The 16,347-nt window shown below is 67.2% G+C and carries 21 protein-coding genes; 14 read left to right on the top strand and 7 right to left on the bottom strand.

What is annotated here, in order from left to right; all coding sequences use genetic code 11:
* The first annotated feature begins 221 nt into the window (after positions 1 to 221).
* From OXS49_RS01585 to OXS49_RS01555, 7 genes are all read left to right on the top strand, one after another.
* A complete protein-coding gene (locus tag OXS49_RS01585; protein WP_267421181.1) occupies positions 222 to 653 on the top strand; it encodes a DUF192 domain-containing protein in 432 nt (143 codons plus the stop codon).
* Between the two features lie 118 nt (positions 654 to 771).
* Positions 772 to 1,176 carry a hypothetical protein gene (locus OXS49_RS01580; protein ID WP_267421105.1) on the top strand — a complete coding sequence of 135 codons (405 nt, stop codon included), beginning with the start codon at positions 772 to 774 and terminating at the stop codon, positions 1,174 to 1,176.
* A 128-nt stretch (positions 1,177 to 1,304) separates the two neighbouring features.
* Positions 1,305 to 2,189: a dienelactone hydrolase family protein gene (locus tag OXS49_RS01575; protein WP_244000248.1), complete on the top strand. Its 885-nt coding sequence runs from the start codon at positions 1,305 to 1,307 to the stop codon at positions 2,187 to 2,189.
* 207 nt (positions 2,190 to 2,396) lie between these two features.
* Positions 2,397 to 2,852 (top strand): response regulator, encoded by a 456-nt coding sequence (locus tag OXS49_RS01570; RefSeq protein WP_244000246.1) that lies wholly within the window; start codon positions 2,397 to 2,399, stop codon positions 2,850 to 2,852.
* Between the two features lie 77 nt (positions 2,853 to 2,929).
* Positions 2,930 to 3,142 carry a hypothetical protein gene (locus OXS49_RS01565; RefSeq protein WP_244000244.1) on the top strand — a complete coding sequence of 71 codons (213 nt, stop codon included), beginning with the start codon at positions 2,930 to 2,932 and terminating at the stop codon, positions 3,140 to 3,142.
* 342 nt (positions 3,143 to 3,484) lie between these two features.
* The gene (locus OXS49_RS01560) at positions 3,485 to 4,672 is read left to right on the top strand and encodes an alpha/beta hydrolase (protein ID WP_267421100.1); all 1,188 of its coding nucleotides are present in this window, start codon (positions 3,485 to 3,487) and stop codon (positions 4,670 to 4,672) included.
* Positions 4,673 to 4,744: 72 nt separating this feature from the next.
* The gene (locus OXS49_RS01555) at positions 4,745 to 4,945 is read left to right on the top strand and encodes a hypothetical protein (RefSeq protein WP_243919469.1); all 201 of its coding nucleotides are present in this window, start codon (positions 4,745 to 4,747) and stop codon (positions 4,943 to 4,945) included.
* A gap of 22 nt (positions 4,946 to 4,967) precedes the next feature.
* Here the strand turns inward: OXS49_RS01555 and OXS49_RS01550 are convergent, their stop codons facing one another.
* Genes OXS49_RS01550 through OXS49_RS01520 form a run of 7 tightly spaced genes read right to left on the bottom strand, consistent with a single transcriptional unit; the run spans position 4,968 to position 10,453 of the window.
* A complete protein-coding gene (locus OXS49_RS01550; RefSeq protein ID WP_267421099.1) occupies positions 4,968 to 5,918 on the bottom strand; it encodes a YncE family protein in 951 nt (316 codons plus the stop codon).
* Positions 5,915 to 6,448: an SRPBCC family protein gene (locus tag OXS49_RS01545; protein WP_267421097.1), complete on the bottom strand. Its 534-nt coding sequence runs from the start codon at positions 6,446 to 6,448 to the stop codon at positions 5,915 to 5,917. The genes OXS49_RS01550 and OXS49_RS01545 overlap by 4 nt, the downstream gene beginning before the upstream one ends.
* A gap of 21 nt (positions 6,449 to 6,469) precedes the next feature.
* Positions 6,470 to 7,060 carry a DUF447 domain-containing protein gene (locus OXS49_RS01540; protein ID WP_267421095.1) on the bottom strand — a complete coding sequence of 197 codons (591 nt, stop codon included), beginning with the start codon at positions 7,058 to 7,060 and terminating at the stop codon, positions 6,470 to 6,472.
* A 4-nt stretch (positions 7,061 to 7,064) separates the two neighbouring features.
* Positions 7,065 to 8,627, bottom strand: a complete 1,563-nt coding sequence (locus OXS49_RS01535) for a DUF6513 domain-containing protein (protein WP_267421093.1) — start codon at positions 8,625 to 8,627, stop codon at positions 7,065 to 7,067.
* On the bottom strand, positions 8,624 to 9,199 hold the full coding sequence (locus OXS49_RS01530) for a uridylate kinase (protein WP_244000234.1): 576 nt from the start codon (positions 9,197 to 9,199) through the stop codon (positions 8,624 to 8,626). Before OXS49_RS01530 ends, OXS49_RS01535 begins: the two co-directional genes overlap by 4 nt.
* A complete protein-coding gene (locus OXS49_RS01525) occupies positions 9,196 to 9,897 on the bottom strand; it encodes a (5-formylfuran-3-yl)methyl phosphate synthase (RefSeq protein ID WP_267421087.1) in 702 nt (233 codons plus the stop codon). Before OXS49_RS01525 ends, OXS49_RS01530 begins: the two co-directional genes overlap by 4 nt.
* 28 nt (positions 9,898 to 9,925) lie before the next feature.
* Entirely contained in the window at positions 9,926 to 10,453 is a 528-nt protein-coding gene (locus tag OXS49_RS01520) for a DUF3280 domain-containing protein (protein ID WP_267421083.1), read from the bottom strand.
* 213 nt (positions 10,454 to 10,666) lie between these two features.
* Here OXS49_RS01520 and OXS49_RS01515 point away from each other — a divergent pair, with 213 nt between their 5' ends.
* The 7 genes from OXS49_RS01515 (at position 10,667) to OXS49_RS01485 (ending at position 16,185) form a co-directional block, all read left to right on the top strand.
* Positions 10,667 to 11,902 carry an ABC transporter substrate-binding protein gene (locus tag OXS49_RS01515; protein WP_267421082.1) on the top strand — a complete coding sequence of 412 codons (1,236 nt, stop codon included), beginning with the start codon at positions 10,667 to 10,669 and terminating at the stop codon, positions 11,900 to 11,902.
* Between the two features lie 135 nt (positions 11,903 to 12,037).
* The gene (locus tag OXS49_RS01510; RefSeq protein ID WP_267421081.1) at positions 12,038 to 13,021 is read left to right on the top strand and encodes a YVTN family beta-propeller repeat protein; all 984 of its coding nucleotides are present in this window, start codon (positions 12,038 to 12,040) and stop codon (positions 13,019 to 13,021) included.
* A gap of 166 nt (positions 13,022 to 13,187) precedes the next feature.
* The gene (locus OXS49_RS01505) at positions 13,188 to 13,613 is read left to right on the top strand and encodes a hypothetical protein (protein WP_267421179.1); all 426 of its coding nucleotides are present in this window, start codon (positions 13,188 to 13,190) and stop codon (positions 13,611 to 13,613) included.
* Positions 13,613 to 13,855, top strand: a complete 243-nt coding sequence (locus OXS49_RS01500) for a hypothetical protein (RefSeq protein WP_267421080.1) — start codon at positions 13,613 to 13,615, stop codon at positions 13,853 to 13,855. Before OXS49_RS01505 ends, OXS49_RS01500 begins: the two co-directional genes overlap by 1 nt.
* Entirely contained in the window at positions 13,852 to 14,595 is a 744-nt protein-coding gene (locus tag OXS49_RS01495; protein WP_244000222.1) for an ABC transporter ATP-binding protein, read from the top strand. The genes OXS49_RS01500 and OXS49_RS01495 overlap by 4 nt, the downstream gene beginning before the upstream one ends.
* 43 nt (positions 14,596 to 14,638) lie before the next feature.
* Complete coding sequence (locus OXS49_RS01490) at positions 14,639 to 15,532, top strand: ABC transporter permease (RefSeq protein WP_267421079.1); 894 nt, start codon at positions 14,639 to 14,641, stop codon at positions 15,530 to 15,532.
* A gap of 14 nt (positions 15,533 to 15,546) precedes the next feature.
* Entirely contained in the window at positions 15,547 to 16,185 is a 639-nt protein-coding gene (locus tag OXS49_RS01485) for a hypothetical protein (protein ID WP_244000219.1), read from the top strand.
* The last annotated feature ends 162 nt before the right edge of the window (positions 16,186 to 16,347 follow it).

Genomic DNA, 16,347 nt, shown 5'->3' with positions numbered 1-16,347 from the left:
TCCTACGCTGAACCGGTGTCCGATGCGGCGAAGAACGCTCGCGCGAGACTCCGCCTTCACCCGTTGCGCGAGCGCGGATTCCCTCGGCTGCATTCCTGGCCTATGTGAGCGCCGAGCCGCAGATCCCCCACGCATCGCTCCACGAGAGGCTTCAGCCTGTGAGAATCCCGTCCCACCTCGCGGCGGCCGCAGCCATAATCGGCCTCGGTCTGATCGCCGTCATGCCGGTCCCGGTGGTCCGCGCGCAGGCGCCGGCCCAGGCTGCGACGGCGAAGACGGAGCCGCTCACGATTACCACGAAGGCGGGGCCGAAGCGGTTCGCCGTCGAGGTGATGCGCGACGATGCCGGGCGGTCGCGCGGCCTGATGTTCCGTCGGCACATGGCGGCCGATCATGGAATGCTGTTCGACTTCGAGCGGGACGAGCCGGTCACGATGTGGATGAAGAACACCTATCTTCCGCTCGATATAGTCTTCATCCGGCCGGACGGCACGATCAGCCACATCGCGGCCGACACGGAGCCGCTGTCCACCGCCATCATCCCTTCTGGCGGCCCGGTGGTCGCCGTGCTGGAACTCAATGCTGGTACGGCGGCCAAGCTCGGAATTCGGCCCGGAGACCGCGTCGAGCACGCCCTATTCCGAATACGCTGACAGTCCGGGCGCAGCGCGAACGCACCGGGAACAAATGTCTTGACCAACGCGGGGATCCGCGCCAATGTTCCAGCATTGTTCCGATGCTTCGGAACGCCGGGACGGCGCGGAGAACCCGATGAGCGACGTGGCCGAGGCCGAGCTGTTCGGCAACGATGATTGGTCCGTACAGGCGGACGGGATCGAGCACCGGGACACCGGATACTTCATCGCGCGCGACGCGCTCGCGACCCGGCGCGCCGAGGGACTCTGGGACTGGCCGCTCCAGATGGCCGAGAAGCGCTGGTGCCGACCCAGCCTGTTCCGCGAGGCATTTCTCGCTGCCCTCGACCGCTTCGGTATCGCCCGCGACGCTGAGCTGATCCGCTCCTTTGCCCTTGGCTATGGGATCCGTGCGGTCGTCTCGCCGGCCGCGGAGACCTTCGTGACCCTGGCCGACATGCTGCAGCCGCGCGAAGCACCGGCAACGCGCCGGGTCGCGTCCAGGCCTGCGATCCGCGCGCTCAGTGCCGCGAGCGCGTGATGCTCCGGGCAGCCTCAATCCGGACGATTGACGCACTCCTCGGACAAGAGGACGCGTAAGCCTCCATCGACGAGACGATCGCTGCCAAACGCGTTACCTCTTCCCGGAGCGATCAGGGAGAGACCAGCATGGCGGAGCAGGACACGGCCGGCAGCATCGAAGGGCTTGAGGGGCTGATCACGTCGCCTCTGTCTCGGCGCGGCTTCGTCATGACCAGCCTGATGAGCGGTCTGACGCTCGCAACCACCCGGGTCGAGGCACAGGTCATTCACACCGACGCGGCCGGCATCGAGGCGGGCGAGGTGAAGATTCCGGCTGCCGACGGGCCCATGCCGGCCTATCGCGCAGTTCCGGACGGGCCCGGCCCGTTCCCGATCGTGCTGGTGATCGAAGAGATTTTCGGCGTTCACGACTACATCAAGGATATCTGCCGCCGCTTGGCCAAGGCCGGTTACTGTGCGGTCGCGCCCGAGCTGTATGCCCGGCAGGGCGACCTTTCGACGATGACGGATCCCAAGATCATTATCCGTGACGTCATCTCCAAGACGCCGGATGCGCAGTGGATCGGCGATCTCGACGCCGCGGCGGCCTGGGCCGCTTCGGCTGCCAAGGGCGATCCGCAGCGTCTCGGGGTCATGGGATGGTGCCGGGGCGGACGGGACGTATGGCTCTACGCGGCGCACCGGCGCGACCTGAAGGCTGCCGTGGCCTGGTACGGCCCCGTCGGCGGTGAGCGGACGGATATCCAGCCGCGCACGGCCGGCGATGTCGCCGCGGAGCTCCACGCGCCATTGCTCGGGCTCTATGGTGGCGCCGACACGGGCATCCCCGTCGCCTTGATCGAGGAGGCGCGCGATCGGGCAAAAGCTGCCGGAAAGACCGTCGAGCTGGTCGTTTATCCCGACGCGCCGCACGGCTTCCACGCGGATTACCGTCCGAGCTACCGCCGGGAGGCCGCAGAGGATGGATGGGCGCGGGCGCTGGCTTTCTTGAAGGCGCATGGCGTCGGCTGACACCGGTACCTGGAGCCCGGAAGCCGAATCCGCGGTCGTATCCGGGCGTTCCTGGAATGCTGTGTTACTCAGGACACAAAAACAACTTCTCTATTGTGCAAGGATCACAGGAGGCTCGGTGCCTGCGCGGCGCCGGTCCATCGTCGCGATAAAACGTTGAACCGATTGCGTCGGCCGCCGTTCAGCCCCTCTAGAGTGTCCTGGCCTATGAACGACTCGGTACAGACAGGCCGGAAGCCCGTGATCCTCGTCGTGGAGGACCAGCCCGACGAGCGATTCCTCGCGGCTACGCTGCTGGAGGATACCGGGTTCACCGTCATCGAGGCTGAAACCGCCGACCGCGCGCTTGCCATTCTGAACGATCGCGGGGACGAGGTCAGCGTCGTTTTCTCGGATGTCCGCACGCCCGGTCCGATCGGGGGTTTCGAGCTGGCGCGGATCATCGGCGTGACCTGGCCGCGGGTGCGCGTTCTCCTGACATCCGGAGATGCGGGCGATCAGCCCAGTGACCTGAGAGTTTCCGCCACCTTCATCCCGAAGCCCTGGCGCGCCGAGGACATCCTGGCCTGGGTCGAGCAGGCGGCGGGTCGTCCTTCCGGCGGCACCGGTCCGGCGATTATTGGTCCGGGTGGTAAAATTATCAGTCCCGGCCTGGAAACTTGAAGCAGGGTCATCGTTGTACGCCACACCCGGACCCGGCGCCGGGATTCTCCACACGACTAGGGATCATAGGCGTCGCCATGAAGATCGTTGCTGCCAATCACGCCGATTCCCTCAGTCGCACCGGCGGGTGGGCGTCTGACGAAGCTGTAGAAACAGTTGTTCTGGATTCGGTCCGGGACGAGTTGCGCAGCGTCTATGGCGAGGCGGATACTGCAGTGCCGCTCTCATTGGCGGCTTTGGCCCGTCAACTCGACTCTGCGCATTTGGGCAGCGGCGATTGCGTTGCGTGAGCACCGGAAGACGCCGAACTAACGATCGATGCATGGCGCACCGGACGATCCTGGCCTGATATGGCCGGTTTTGCATAAGTGCTCTTTAGAGCCAACCGGTGATATTGATCGTCGGGACCCGCCATAGCTTCGTGAAAACTCCAGTTTCAGACGGCCTCCCATCAGGTCCAAACGTAATTTCATCGCGTTCGGGGGATTCTCTCGGCCTAATCTCGTCGACGATGCACAACGTCCGGTGCACAGCAGCGGCTGGCTGAACCGCATCGGGTCGCCAAGACGAAAGAATCTGCTATTCAGCGGCCCCAATCCTGCGAGCGCAGGCGTTTCTCAATCGAGCCCTTCATGCGTCCTACCGCTCTTCGCGGGTCGCTCGCCGCGGTCGCGATCATGATCCTGGCCGGCTCCACGGCGGTCGAGGCAGCCACGCCGCCACCCCAGCCCGCCGAAGGGCCGGGCGGCTTCGGTGACCGAAAGGTCAACGTGGTGAAGCGACTCCTCGGACGCGGCACTGCGAGCAGCTACGCCTTCTTCGCCGCCGGGGCTGCGCCCGAGGCCGGGCGACCCGTCGCGATATTCTTGCATGGATGGGGGATCGTGAATCCGCAGAGCTACGGCGGCTGGATCGATCATTTGGTCCGCCAGGGCTGGCTCGTGGTCCTGCCGCGCTTTCAGGAGGTGAACCGGACGCGGCCCGCCGATGCGCCGATGATCGCCGAGACGCTTCTCAAGAGCGCGCTGACGGACCTCGGCTCTGACGCCGAGGCCAAGCCCGATCTCTCTCGCGTCGCGATGGTCGGTCATCTGGCCGGTGCGCCTCTGGCCATGGATCTCGCTGCCGATGCCAAGGCGCGAGGGCTGCCCGTGCCGAAACTAATCTTCGCCATGACACCCGGCGGCATTGCCAGCGGACCGAAATCGCGGGGCATTACGCTCGGCGATCTGTCGACGGTCGACCCGGCGACGATGATCGTCGCCATGGTGGGCGACAAGGATACCCGGGCCGCCGACATGGCCGCCAAACGCCTATTGCGTGAGGCGAGCGCGGTGCCCCTGGGCCGCAAGCTGTTCGTGCGGGTCCTTTCGGACGATCACGGCTTCCCGGCGCTCACCGCGACCCTGGCGTCGCCGGCCGGCGTGGATACGGTCTACGACGGTGGCGCCATCAAGCCGGCGGCTGAGCCCAAAGATGCACCGAAGGACGGGGCGAAGCCGGCGCCCTTCCGGTGGTCCCCCGATATGGCCCTTACGGGCGAGCAGCAGACGCTCGTCGCACAAGTCAACCTCGCCCGGGTGGATGCGATCGATTACCTGGGCTTCTGGAAGACCTTCGATCTTGCGGCCGCAGCGGCCTTCTCGGGCTCGGATGCCACCGCGCTGAAGACGAACCCGCGCCTGGCCGATATGGAGCGCTGGAGCGACGGTTGGCCGGTGAAGCGGCTCTTCGTCGAAACGCCGCGCGCGGCTCCGGCGGCTCAGGCCAAACCGCCCGCGCAAGCCAAGCCGGCCGCTGCCGCTCCCCGCGGGCGCTGACCGGTTCTCACGACAGCTTGGCCTTGGCGCATCGCTTGCTAGGTTGGTCCCGTTCGGAACGGGAGCGCATCGATGCCCGAGTTCGTCGCCAGCCTGCTCGCCGCAGCAGCCTTTTGCCTGACCTTGCTCGCCTTGAACGCACTCACGCGCCTGCTGATCCAGGCCCATCTCGGCTCACCCGATCTCGGCGAGACCGGTTTCCTGCAGGTTGGTGGCGCCCTGGTAGCCGCCCGCGTCGCCTATCGGCGGGGTCCGGGGCGCCAATCGCTCTGAGAGGCCTCAGGTCAAGGGATCGTCACCGCAGGAACGTCCCGAACGCGCGTGGGCCGTTACCGGTCGGGATGGTTGCCGTCACCTTGAGCGTCGCGGCATCAAGGATGCTCAACGTGTTGTCGCCCCAGTTGGCCACGTAGAGACGGCCCTCCGAATCCGCCTCGATCCCCTCGGGGTGATCGCCCACGTCGATATCGGTGATCGGCTTGAGCGTCGTGAGGTCGAAGACGGTGACGCTGCCGGCATACTGGTCTGTGACGAAGCCGCGCCCGCGACTGAGCGCGATCACGTAGGGGCGTCGGCCAGTGGCGATCCGGCCGATCTCGCGGCCCGCAGCAACGTCGATCACCGAGACGTCGTCACTCGTGACATTCGCCGTGTAGGCGCGGCCCGAAGCGGCGTCGAGGGTGATGCCGAACGGATGCTGGCCCACCGGGATGGTCTTGATCTCGCGACGGGCCGACGCGTCCACCACCGAAACGGTATCGGCCTCGCGGTTGGCTACGTAGAGCGTCCGCCCGTCCGGGCTTATGGCGATCCCCGAGGGGGAGGCCCCGACCGCGATCTCGCCATCCGGAATCAGGGTGCCGTCGTGCTCGGTCAGCACGAACAGGCGGCGCCCGTACCAATCGGCCACGTAGACCCGGCCGCCTTGCGGATCAGCCGCGATGCCAAGCGGGCCGCCGGGCAAAGGCACCTCGGCGAGAAGCTGGCCGGCATCGAGATCGATCACGGCGATGCCGTGCCCCTCCGGGCGGGTCACGTAGGCACGCCGGTGATCGGCCGACAGAGCGATCCCGGCCGGGGCCCCATCGACCGGTATCCGGCGCACCACCTTGCCGGCAGCGAGGTCCACCACCTCGACCGCACCGCCGAGCTGCGCGGTGATGATGGCCTCCCGCGCCGGCTCGGCGCGGGCGATGCTGGCCGTGAGGGCGAGGGCGACGGCGAGCGCCGCCCGGCCCGAGCTCACAAGCCCTTCTCGACCTTGGCCTTCAGGTTGGCGAGGCTCGCCTTGATCCAGTCGCCGACGCCTTTCTCGGAGGCCTCGTCGTTGAGATCGGGCGGGGGATCGTTGTTCATGTAGCCGCGATAGAAGGCGGCCTTCCACTCGACCTTCGACTTGGCGTCGCCGGCAGGCTCAACCGTGATTGTGGCCGAATAGTCGTTGGCCGGCAGATCCTTCACGTCAACCTTGTCGATGTAGTACGAGAACAGTTTGTCCTCGGGCTTGTACTTGTTGCTGGTCTCGGAGATCTGGTCGCCGTTCTTGAGTGTCAGCACCCGCTTGAACTTGCCGGCCGGATCGCCGGTCAGCTCGGTCTTGGTGACGTTCTGCATCCAATCGGCGTTCTTCACGTCGCCGATCACCGCCCAAACCTTGTCGGCCGGAGCGTTGATCTCGATCGACTCGTTGATCTTGCGACGGGTCGGGCCATGGGCCTGCGCGGTCGCGGCGACCAGCGCCGCGGTGGCCGCCAAGGCCAGGGTTATTTTTTTCATCTCGTCCTTCTCCTCCCGCGATCAGCGGTCGTCGCGACCGAGGATCCGCGCCGCGGGGCCGATGGCCGCCGCGACCTTGTCCTCAATCCAACCCCAGGCCTCGCGTTCGCGGGGTCCAGCGGTCTTTCCCACGGCGATGGCGAGGTAGGCCATCTCCGTCAAGACTTTCTCGGGTTCCAGCATGTGGAGCCGGGTGGAAAGAATAGCGGCTTCCACCACCGCCGCCTGCGCGCGGTTATAGCCGATGAACGGCGCCTGCGCGGCACTGTGAACCATGCGGCCGCGGAAGCGCGGCCGGGTTTCGTGATCCTCGACGACTGCGACCTCGAACTCGGCGTGGCCAAAGCTGTCGGCGAGACGCTGGCCCGCGATGACCGCGCAGGGAACGGTCGGCCAGTCGCGCCGCCCCGTGACAGCCCCGGCGATCACCCGGATATCGCGGGGACTCGAAGCCGCGAAGCAGGGATTTGCTTCCAGGTTGACGATAGTCGGCGAGGGCCGGAACGGCGCCAGCACGTAGCCGTCATCCCCGCCGATCAGCCCGAACGGCACGAGGTGCAGTTCGCCCGCGGGGGAGACCGTGGTGACGATGGTTTCCAGGATCAGCGGCATCGGCTTACGCCTGATCGGCCGACACGAGCCGGCCGCAGACCAGCTTGGTTTTCGGCGCCTGCGGACGTTCCGGCGCCGCCTCGGCGCGGGCCGCCGTTTCCGGAATCGTCTCAGGCGGCTCCGCGTCGGCCTCGGGTTTCACGAGCCGCGCGTCCCGGGTGCCGGGGGGTGGCGCGTCGGGGCCGGAATGGCGGGTGTGGCCGGCCTTCTTAAAGGCGGTGGCGTCCTCGACCTCGGCATCGGCGGCGCAGCCCCAACCCAGCGGCTCGTCCTGCACGTAGCGCTTGCCGAGCCGCCACGCGGTCTCGGCCTTGGCCAACTCAGCCCCGAGATAGAAGGCGTGGGCGCCGTCGCTCGCCACGTTCAGGTCCGGGAAGAAGGCCATCGCGTCGGTGCCGACCCTGTGGATGTCGCGGTTGTAGACGTGAATGCCGTCCTCCGCGACGGCGATCCGGTAGTTCGGATCGCGGACCTCCGCGGCGGCCTGGACGATATCCGCGGACGTCTGGACGAAGGGCCGTTTGTCGTGAAGCGCCAGCAGCGCCCGGCCGTAGCCTTTGGGCAGCGCCGAATCGGCCTTGGCGGCGAACATCACCCGCCGGGCCGCGTCGTGCTCCTCGACGGTGCGGCGGGTGTGATTGGAGACCTGCACGATCAGCACGTTCTGGATCGTCAGCTCCGAGCACATGCCGACGAGGAGGGCGGTGACACCCAGCGAATCCGCCTCGGTGAGTTCGGTAAGATTGCCGGTGCCCATCATCATGGCGATGTCGGGCCAGCGGGCACGGGTGTCGCGATAGCGGCTGATCGAATCCACGAAGCCGTGATGGATCGGCTCCAGGATCGGATCGGCCAGGAAGGGCCGGCCGGCCTTGAGCATCCTCTCGATCGCCCGGTCGAGGGAGGGCAGGTCGTCGGGGCGCTTCGGCACCAGCACGGGCACCGCATCGCATTCAAAGGCGAGGTCGAGGGTGTCCTCGTTGAGGCTCAGCAGAAAGTCGGCCCCGGCCTGGGCGCCCCGGGCGAGTTCCTCGCGGGAGAAGGAATCGACGCTGACCTTGAGTCCGGCCTCCTTCATCGCGCGCACGGCGTCTTCGAGATGGGGAAACGGCGTGTCGGGCAGGCCGCCAAGATCGATCACGTCCGCGCCCCTCCGGGCCAGATCCTGACCCTTGGCCAGGATTTCTTCGACGCTCATCTTCGAGGCGTCGACGATTTCGGAGAAGATCCGAAGGTCGTGACGGGAGAGATCGATTTTCCGGGCCGAGAGCCCGAGCCAGGCCGGCAGATCGACCACCTCGTCGGGCCCCCGCTCCACCGGCATGCCGAAATGAGCGGCCAAGTGCTCCAGGTTGGCCCGGCAGCGGCCCGGCAGGATCACCCGGGTCGCGCCTTCGGGCAGCTCGATCCTGCGGCGGATGATCTCCTCGGTCATCAGGGCCGCGACCTTCACGCCGGCATCCGCGATGCTCCAGCGAAACTTTTCGGGGAGGCCAGCCGCGACCTTTTCCAGCCGCGCCCGGGCGAGGCGGCCGGTGATGAAGACGATGTGTTCGGGCGCGCTCACGCGGCATCCCTCAATGCGACGGCGACCCGTCGGTTCGGTCCCCAGATCTCGATCGGTCCGCCGTAGCGGGCCGCGAAGGCCGGGAAGGCCGCGTCCACGAGGCCGCCGGACGCGAGGGCGTCGGTGTCCCGCCCCGACGGCGCATCGACGGATTTGACCAGCACGCAGCGTCGGGCGGCGATCCGCCCGGCAAGCCAGAGGGCGAGACTGTCGGAGGTCACGTCCCAGGTCTCCGGGATATCGGGATGCCCGGCGCGCAGCAGGCGCGGGTTCCAGACGCGCGCCGTCGCCGTCGCAGTCTCGGCCCAGGGCTCCAAAGTGTGGACGAGGCGCGGCTCGATCCCGCGAAAGATCCCGGCTGCGTCGCTCATGGCATCCAGTGCCCGGCGATGCGCTTCGGCGTCGCTGAAGCCCTCCCGCGCCTGTGCGGCCCGCACGAGGCCCGCGAAGGTGCCCCCGCCCGGAACGACGATGCAGCGTCCGCACGCGCCATCCGCAATCTCGGTCAGCAGCGCGCGCCGGCGGTGCGGATCCGCCTCCAGGCTGCCGCCGATCTTGACGACCGAAATCACGCGGCATCCCGCTGGTTGGGGCGAAGCACCCGCAGCGCCTCGGCGATTCGCAGTGGATCGATCCCAGAGCAACGGTCGAAGTCGCGGCACAGACCACCGCGGAAGCCAAGATAATCCGGCCCGTGTTCGGCCAGGGGCGGAATGTCGATGACGCGCAGCGAACCCGCGAGGCCACTCATCAAGCCGTGGGCGCGGCAGGCCTGCGTGAAGGCCGCGAGGTCGCCGGGCGGAGCGAGATCGGGCAGCCGCGCCCCATGCTTGCCGGCGGTGTCGATCATGGCGCCCGTGAAACCCGCCCGCGCCAGATGCGGGATCAGGTCGGCCGCGGGACCGTCCTCGGCGAACAACACGGCGATCAGATGGTTCGGTGCCGCAGCGGCCAAGGCTGCGAATGCGGAGGGTTCGCGCCGGCGGTCAGAATCGAGCCCGGTTTTCACCCAATCGACGCCGGTGGCCGCCATGGCGGCGATCGCCGCGGGCTCCGGATCGGCCACCGCGCTCGTCACCGCCCCGCCGGCCACTCGGCCCACGATCTCGCGGACCTGGGTCGGATCCAGGGCGCCGAGGGCTCCCCGATCAGGATTCTTGGCGTCGATCAGGTCGGCGCCGGCGAGCCGTGCGACCTCGGCCTCGGCCGGATCGCGGACACTGACGAGCAGTCGGGGCAGGGGGCTGAGCTGGACGTTGGACGCAGGCACGGTTGACTCGAGGAGAGTGTGAAAGGCCTCAGGATTTTCCGGGCAGCGGCTCGGCAAGCAGGCGGTTCTTCACCAGCCAGCGCATCGCGTGGGCCCAGGTATCGTCGGTGTCGGCCCGGATCGTGACCAGCCCGCCGCGCACCACCTTGCCGGTCTCGGCTTCGGCGATGGTGACGTTCAGGTTGAAGATCTGACCCGACCCCTTCTCCACATAACCCGTCGCGACGAGGTCCGCACCCAGGCTCTTGCCGATATCCGCCGCGCACCCGTTGCACTTGTACAGCGGCCCTTCCTTGGCCACGGTGTCGGCCTTCGGTGCCGTGTCGACGATCTCCAGCCCCGCCTGATCGTGCAGCGCCTTGCGCAACTCGTCCGTGACGAGCGCCAGCTTCCTGGTGTCGGCGGGACGCGCCCGGGCCCCGTAGGTGGCGCCTGGCTCGAACAGCTCCACCGGGAACACGGCAGCCTTCTCGGCGGCCAGCGCAGCGGCAGGCAGGACGGCGCCGACGGCGAGGAGACTGCAGACCGTGGTCGCTTGGAGGGACAGGTGACGCATGGACGGGGCGTTCCTCTCGACAATCCGGCCGCTTCGGACGGCCTCTCTCGGAGCATAGGTCGGGCGACGGGACACTTTGGCAATGTACTTCCCCGTCTGCCTGATCCACGAGGGGCTTACGCACTGCCGGTCATCCGGTCGTCGGGAACGTGAACGGCGCAACGGCGAGCCGCGATTGAGCGGTGGGGATGGAAACTGATAGAGGCCGTGCCTATGCACAATCCTGCAGCCGAAAGACGCATCGGTCGGGCGGCACGGCGGCGCTGGCTCCGGGCCGGCCTCACCCTGCTGGCGATGATGCCGTTCGCGGCCCGGGCGCAGCAGCCTGCGACGGAGTCCATCGACACCCATATCGGTCTGATCTACCGGCCTCAGCCCGCCCCGTCCTCCTACGACGCGGAGGCCGCGCCCGAGGACGAGGGGCTCGCCGGCGCCAAGATGGGTATCGCGGACAACAACACGACCGGCCGCTTCACCAAGCAGACCTACGTCCTCGACGATGTGGCGTTGACGGACGACAAGCCGGATCCGGTCGCCGCCGCCAAGGACCTCGTCGGGAAGGGCATCCGCTACCTCGTCCTGGCGCTGCCGGCCGACGCGGTGTTGGCGGTGTCCGACGCGGTGAAGGACACGGGCGCCGTGGTGCTCAACGCCGGCGCCGCCGACGACCGGCTGCGCGGCGCCGATTGCCGGGCCAACGTGTTTCACATCCTCCCGTCTAGGGCGATGTTCACCGATGCCCTGGCGCAATACCTCACGGTCATGCGCTGGCGGAAGGTTTTTCTGATCGTCGGCCCGACCGACGCCGACAAGGCCTACGCGGACGCCGTTCGCAACTCGGCACGAAAATTCGCCCTCAAGATCACGGCGGAAAAACCTTGGACTTTTGGCCCTCTGGCCAAGGCACGGGGCGATACCCCGACCCGTGCGGAGGCGATGGTGTTCACCCGGGGCCTCGACTACGACATGGCGATCGTGGCCGACGAAGAGGGCGATTGGGGCGACTACGTCTCCTATCGGACGGTGGACCCGCGGCCGGTCGGCGGCACGCAGGCCCTGACTCCGACCACATGGTCCCCGGTCCTCGAAACCTGGGGCGCCGCGCAGGCGCAGAATCGGTTCCGCAGGCTCGCCGGGCGGCTGATGCGGCCGCTCGACTATCAGGTCTGGGCCGCGGTGCGGACGGTGGGCGAGGCCGTGACCGCCAAAAAGACGAACGATCCGGCGGTGATCGCGCCGTACCTCGCGGAGCCCGCGTTCACCCTGCCCGCCTACAAGGGCGTGCCGCTGAGCTTCCGCCCCTGGGACCATCAGCTGCGGCAGGCGATCATCGTGGTGCAGCCGAAAGCGCTGGTCTCGGTGGCGCCCGAGCAGGGTTTCCTGCACCAGCGAACGCCGCTTGATACGCTGGGCGTGGATCTTCCAGAGACCACCTGCAAGTTCAAGTGACCGAGCGCCTGCGGCGTTGACGAGCGCCCCGGACCCTCGCAACGCGCGGATATCGCACTACTATTGGCCCGCGAGAATGTCCCAGGGTCGAGCGACCGAACGGGACTCCGGGACGACACAAGGGAAGGGAATGGCATGAGCCGCCGCATCGAGGCAGGACTGAGCGTTGTCGCCCTCGGTACATGGTTCGCCCTATGCGGGCCGGCCGCCGCCTTCACCGCGTATGTCACCAACGAGAAGGGCAACTCGGTTAGCGTCATCGACGCCAACACCATGGCAGTGACCGCCACGTGGAAGGTCGGCCGGCGCCCCCGCGGCGTGACCGTGTCCAAGGATGGCAAGGAGCTGTTCGTCTGCGCGAGCGACGATGACCGGATCGACGTGCTCGACACCAGCACCGGCAAGGTGGTCCGCTCGCTCCGCTCTGGGCCTGATCCGGAGCAGTTCATCCTCGATGCCTCGGGCAACCCGCTCTATGTCGCCAACGAGGACGACAGCCAGGTCACGATCATCGATATCGAGAAGAACAAGGTGCTGGCCGAGGTGCCGGTCGGCGTCGAGCCGGAGGGGATGGGCCTGTCGCCGGACGGGAAGATCCTGGTCAACACCTCCGAGACGACCAACATGGCCCACTTCATCGACACGAAGACCTTCCAGGTCATCGACAACGTGCTGGTGGATGCGCGGCCGCGCTTCGCCGAGTTCACGGCCGACGGGAAGTTCCTGTGGGTCTCGGCCGAGGTCGGCGGCACGGTCAGCGTGATCGACGTAGCCCAGCGCCGGGTGATCAAGAAAATCACCTTCAAGATCCCGAGCGTGAATGACGAGGCGATCCAGCCCGTCGGCATCCGGATCACCAAGGACGGCACCAAGGCCTTCGTGGCGCTCGGACCCGCCAACCGGGTCGCGGTGATCGACGCCAAGACCTACACGGTCGAGAAGTATCTGCCCGTGGGCCAGCGCGTCTGGCAGCTCGCCTTCACGCCGGACCAGAAGCAGCTATTCACCACGAACGGCACCTCAAACGATGTCTCGGTGATCGACGTGGCCTCCGAGAAGGTGGTCAAAAGCATCCCGGTCGGCCTGCTGCCGTGGGGCGTGGCGATCTCGCCGAACTGATCCGGGACCACAGCAATCGAGACCGCTCGACCGGCTCGAGCGCTCTCCGCGGAAGTGGACATCGGTTCGGCGCAGGAGACCGCGTCATGACAAGGGCTTAGAGCGGCGCACCTTTGCAAGGCAAACGGGCACGGCTCTAAAAGAGGGTGGAAGCGACACGATGCGGATGTTTCGATTGGCGGCTCTCGCCGGCGCCGGGCTGCTCGCGGCCGGTCCGGCCCTGGCGCTGGATCTGACCAAGAAGCGGGAGAACCTGCCCGATCTCGTCCTCGGCGACGATCAAGGCAATGACTTCGTCGTCGAGAACAAGGACATCACCCTCGAATCGGGCAAGGCCTACCGGCTGCGGATCGTCGCCAAGGGGCATCAGGAATACAAGTTCTATGCGCCCGAATTCTTCCGGTTCATTTGGTTCAACCAGATCGTGATCGAGCATAAGGAGATCCACGGCGGTGGCCCGCCCGACCACTTGGAATTCGACGATCCGGGTGAGATCGCCATCGAGTTCGTGGCGATCAAGCCGGGCACTTACACCTGGGCGGCGCACGGTCTCGAGTCGAAGGGCATGACCGGCACGTTGACGGTGAAGTGATGCGTGCGATCCTGCTTGCCTCGACCCTGATCCTCGCCGGGCCCGCGTTCGCCGCCGACGATGCCGCGGCCTGCGCCGAAGGCATCACGATGATCCGCGACGCCCTGGCACTGAACCCGCCCGAAGCCGCATTGCCCAAGCTCCGCAAGGCGCTGCGCGTCGCCGAGCGGGAGCAGAAGGAGGGCGAATTTGACGAGTGCCTCGACGCCGTCGCCGACTCCCGGAAGGTGCTCGGCCGATGAGTACTGAGGCGGCCCTTCGGGTCGAGCAGGTCGGCCACCGCTTCGGCACCCGGGCGGCCCTGGACGACGTATCGCTCGACGTGGGGCACGGGCGCTTCGCGGCCCTGCTCGGGCCGAACGGCGCGGGCAAGACCACGCTGTTCTCGGTGATCACCCGCCTCTACAACAATCAGACCGGGCGGGTCTCGATCTTCGGCCACGCGCTCGACCGGGAACCCTCCCGGGCGCTCGCGCGACTCGGCGTGGTGTTCCAGGCGCGCACCCTCGATACCGATCTGACCGTCGAACAGAACCTCCTCTACCATGCGAGCCTGCACGGCATCGCCCGCAGCGCCGGGAAGGAGCGGGTCGGCGTGCTCCTCGATCGGGTCGGGCTCGCCGACCGGCGGCACGACAAGGTTCGGACACTCTCGGGCGGGCAGTCGCGCCGCATCGAGATCGCCCGCTCGCTGATCCACCGGCCGGACCTGTTGCTGCTCGACGAGCCGACAGTCGGCCTCGATCTCGAATCGCGTGCCGACATCGTCGCGATCGTGCGGGCTCTGGTGCGCGAGGAGGGCCTCTCGGTTCTTTGGGCGACCCATATCTTCGAGGAGATCTCGCCCGAGGACGACGCGATCGTTCTCCATCGCGGCCGGATCGTCGCCCGGGGCCGGGCCGGCGATATCGGCGCCCCCGGGGAAGGACTCGCCGACGCGTTCCGCCGCATCGTGGCGGAGCCTGGGAGGGTGGCGGCGTGAGGATGCAGATGGGCGACGTGCCGCAGGATCGAGGACGGCATTCATGACGGCGCCGACGCACGTCTCAACGCCGGTCGCGCCGGCGACCGCCCGCGCCGTGCCGGCCCGGATCGGCCGCCTCGATTCGATCGGCTACCTGATTTGCCTCGGCGGCATCGTCCGCCGGGAACTGCTGCGCTTCTTCAATCAGAAGGAACGGTTCTTCTCGGCGCTGGTCCGGCCGCTCGTGTGGCTGTTCATCTTCGCGGCGGGCTTCCGCAATACGCTCGGCGTCTCGATCGAGCCGCCCTACCAGACCTACGTGCTCTACGAGGTCTACGTGGTGCCGGGCCTCGCTGTGATGATCCAGCTGTTCAACGGCATGCAATCGTCGCTCTCGATGGTCTACGACCGCGAGGTCGGCTCCATGAAGGTGCTGCTGACCTCGCCCTATCCGCGCTGGCTGCTGCTGCTCGCCAAGCTGATCGCTGGCGTCGCCGTCTCGGTCGTGCAGGCCTATGCGTTCCTGGCGGTGGCCTATTTCTGGGAGACCGACATCCCGCCGCTCGGCTACCTGACAGCGCTTCCAGCCTTCCTGGCCTCGGGGCTGATGCTCGGGGCGATCGGCCTATTCCTGTCCTCGCTGGTGCGCCAGCTCGAGAACTTCGCCAGCGTGATGAACTTCGTGATCTTCCCGATGTTTTTCGCCTCCTCGGCCCTCTACCCCCTGTGGCGGATCCGGGAATCCTCCGAGACCCTCTACTGGATCTGCGAGCTGAACCCGTTCAGCCACGCGGTCCAGCTCGTTCGTTTCGCTCTCTACGTCCAGTTCGAACCTGTCGCCTGCGCCGTCGTTGTGGGCGTGACGCTCGCGTTTTTCGGCATGGCGGTGGTCGCCTACGACCCCGGCCGCGGCATCATGGCCCGGCGCGGCGGCCCGGCTGGCGAGACCCCCTGATGGAGCCCGTTTCGATGAACCGTATCGCCTGCCGTCTTCTGGGCACCGCCCTCGGGCTGTCCCTCTTTACCGGATCGGCGCTGGCCCAGCCCAAGACCGATCCGGATTGGCCCTGTGTCCAGCGCAAGGTTTCCTCGCTCAGCCCCGGCCAGTTCTGGACCGGGCCTGATATCGCGGCGGCCGGCGATTGGGGAAGCGACAACAACGCCGCCGTGCTAGCGCAGAAGATCGCCTCGCGCCGCACCGAGCTGTCGCAGGTCGGTCCGCTTCTGGATGACTTCGCCAACACGTTCGGCGCCGACAAGGATGCCAAGGACAAGGCCCTGACCCGGGTCTACGCGGGCGTCTTCGAGGTGCTCAACGGCGAGCGCGACAAGGTCGTGGGTGGGATCGCACGCTATGCCCAGGGCCAGCGCCGGATGGCCGAGCGGATTCGCGACGAGGCCGATAAGATCAGCCAGACCAAGGATGCGCCAAGCGCGACGGACGCCACCGAACTGCCTAAGGATCAATCGGATCTCGAGACGAAGTTCGCTTGGGACCGCCGCATCTTCCAGGAGCGCAGTCAGTCGCTCACCTACGTCTGCGAGGTGCCGCAGTTGCTTGAGCAGCGATTGGGTGAGATTGCCCGGATGATTCAGGCGAAGCTCTGACGGGTTGATCAGACGCTCGGTGGCTTTGCCGAATGATCCCGGCCAAGCTTGCCAAATTGTCCGTAAGTCGCTGAAAAACCACGAAAAAGTGTTGCGACACCGCCACGGGCCGGGGCGTTCCGCGATCCCGGCGCCAAAATGGATCCGAAAAGTGGTCGCGGA

Origin of the sequence: Methylobacterium sp. GC_Met_2, from assembly GCF_026540795.1 — a bacterium.
Lineage (GTDB): Bacteria > Pseudomonadota > Alphaproteobacteria > Rhizobiales > Beijerinckiaceae > Methylobacterium.
Note: the sequence above shows the minus strand (reverse complement) of the source record. Positions and strands in the feature narration are given on the sequence as shown.

Excerpts from the sequence above, each read along its gene's own strand:
- OXS49_RS01575 (WP_244000248.1), top strand. The coding sequence starts at position 1,305 with ATGGCGGAGCAGGACACGGCCGGCAGCATCGAAGGGCTTGAGGGGCTG.
- OXS49_RS01580 (WP_267421105.1), top strand. The coding sequence starts at position 772 with ATGAGCGACGTGGCCGAGGCCGAGCTGTTCGGCAACGATGATTGGTCC.
- OXS49_RS01490 (WP_267421079.1), top strand. The coding sequence starts at position 14,639 with ATGACGGCGCCGACGCACGTCTCAACGCCGGTCGCGCCGGCGACCGCC.
- OXS49_RS01560 (WP_267421100.1), top strand. The coding sequence starts at position 3,485 with ATGCGTCCTACCGCTCTTCGCGGGTCGCTCGCCGCGGTCGCGATCATG.
- OXS49_RS01505 (WP_267421179.1), top strand. The coding sequence starts at position 13,188 with ATGTTTCGATTGGCGGCTCTCGCCGGCGCCGGGCTGCTCGCGGCCGGT.
- OXS49_RS01555 (WP_243919469.1), top strand. The coding sequence starts at position 4,745 with ATGCCCGAGTTCGTCGCCAGCCTGCTCGCCGCAGCAGCCTTTTGCCTG.
- OXS49_RS01495 (WP_244000222.1), top strand. The coding sequence starts at position 13,852 with ATGAGTACTGAGGCGGCCCTTCGGGTCGAGCAGGTCGGCCACCGCTTC.
- OXS49_RS01570 (WP_244000246.1), top strand. The coding sequence starts at position 2,397 with ATGAACGACTCGGTACAGACAGGCCGGAAGCCCGTGATCCTCGTCGTG.
- OXS49_RS01485 (WP_244000219.1), top strand. The coding sequence starts at position 15,547 with ATGAACCGTATCGCCTGCCGTCTTCTGGGCACCGCCCTCGGGCTGTCC.
- OXS49_RS01545 (WP_267421097.1), bottom strand. The coding sequence starts at position 6,448 with ATGAAAAAAATAACCCTGGCCTTGGCGGCCACCGCGGCGCTGGTCGCC.
- OXS49_RS01520 (WP_267421083.1), bottom strand. The coding sequence starts at position 10,453 with ATGCGTCACCTGTCCCTCCAAGCGACCACGGTCTGCAGTCTCCTCGCC.
- OXS49_RS01515 (WP_267421082.1), top strand. The coding sequence starts at position 10,667 with ATGCACAATCCTGCAGCCGAAAGACGCATCGGTCGGGCGGCACGGCGG.
- OXS49_RS01565 (WP_244000244.1), top strand. The coding sequence starts at position 2,930 with ATGAAGATCGTTGCTGCCAATCACGCCGATTCCCTCAGTCGCACCGGC.
- OXS49_RS01540 (WP_267421095.1), bottom strand. The coding sequence starts at position 7,060 with ATGCCGCTGATCCTGGAAACCATCGTCACCACGGTCTCCCCCGCGGGC.
- OXS49_RS01510 (WP_267421081.1), top strand. The coding sequence starts at position 12,038 with ATGAGCCGCCGCATCGAGGCAGGACTGAGCGTTGTCGCCCTCGGTACA.
- OXS49_RS01500 (WP_267421080.1), top strand. The coding sequence starts at position 13,613 with ATGCGTGCGATCCTGCTTGCCTCGACCCTGATCCTCGCCGGGCCCGCG.
- OXS49_RS01585 (WP_267421181.1), top strand. The coding sequence starts at position 222 with ATGCCGGTCCCGGTGGTCCGCGCGCAGGCGCCGGCCCAGGCTGCGACG.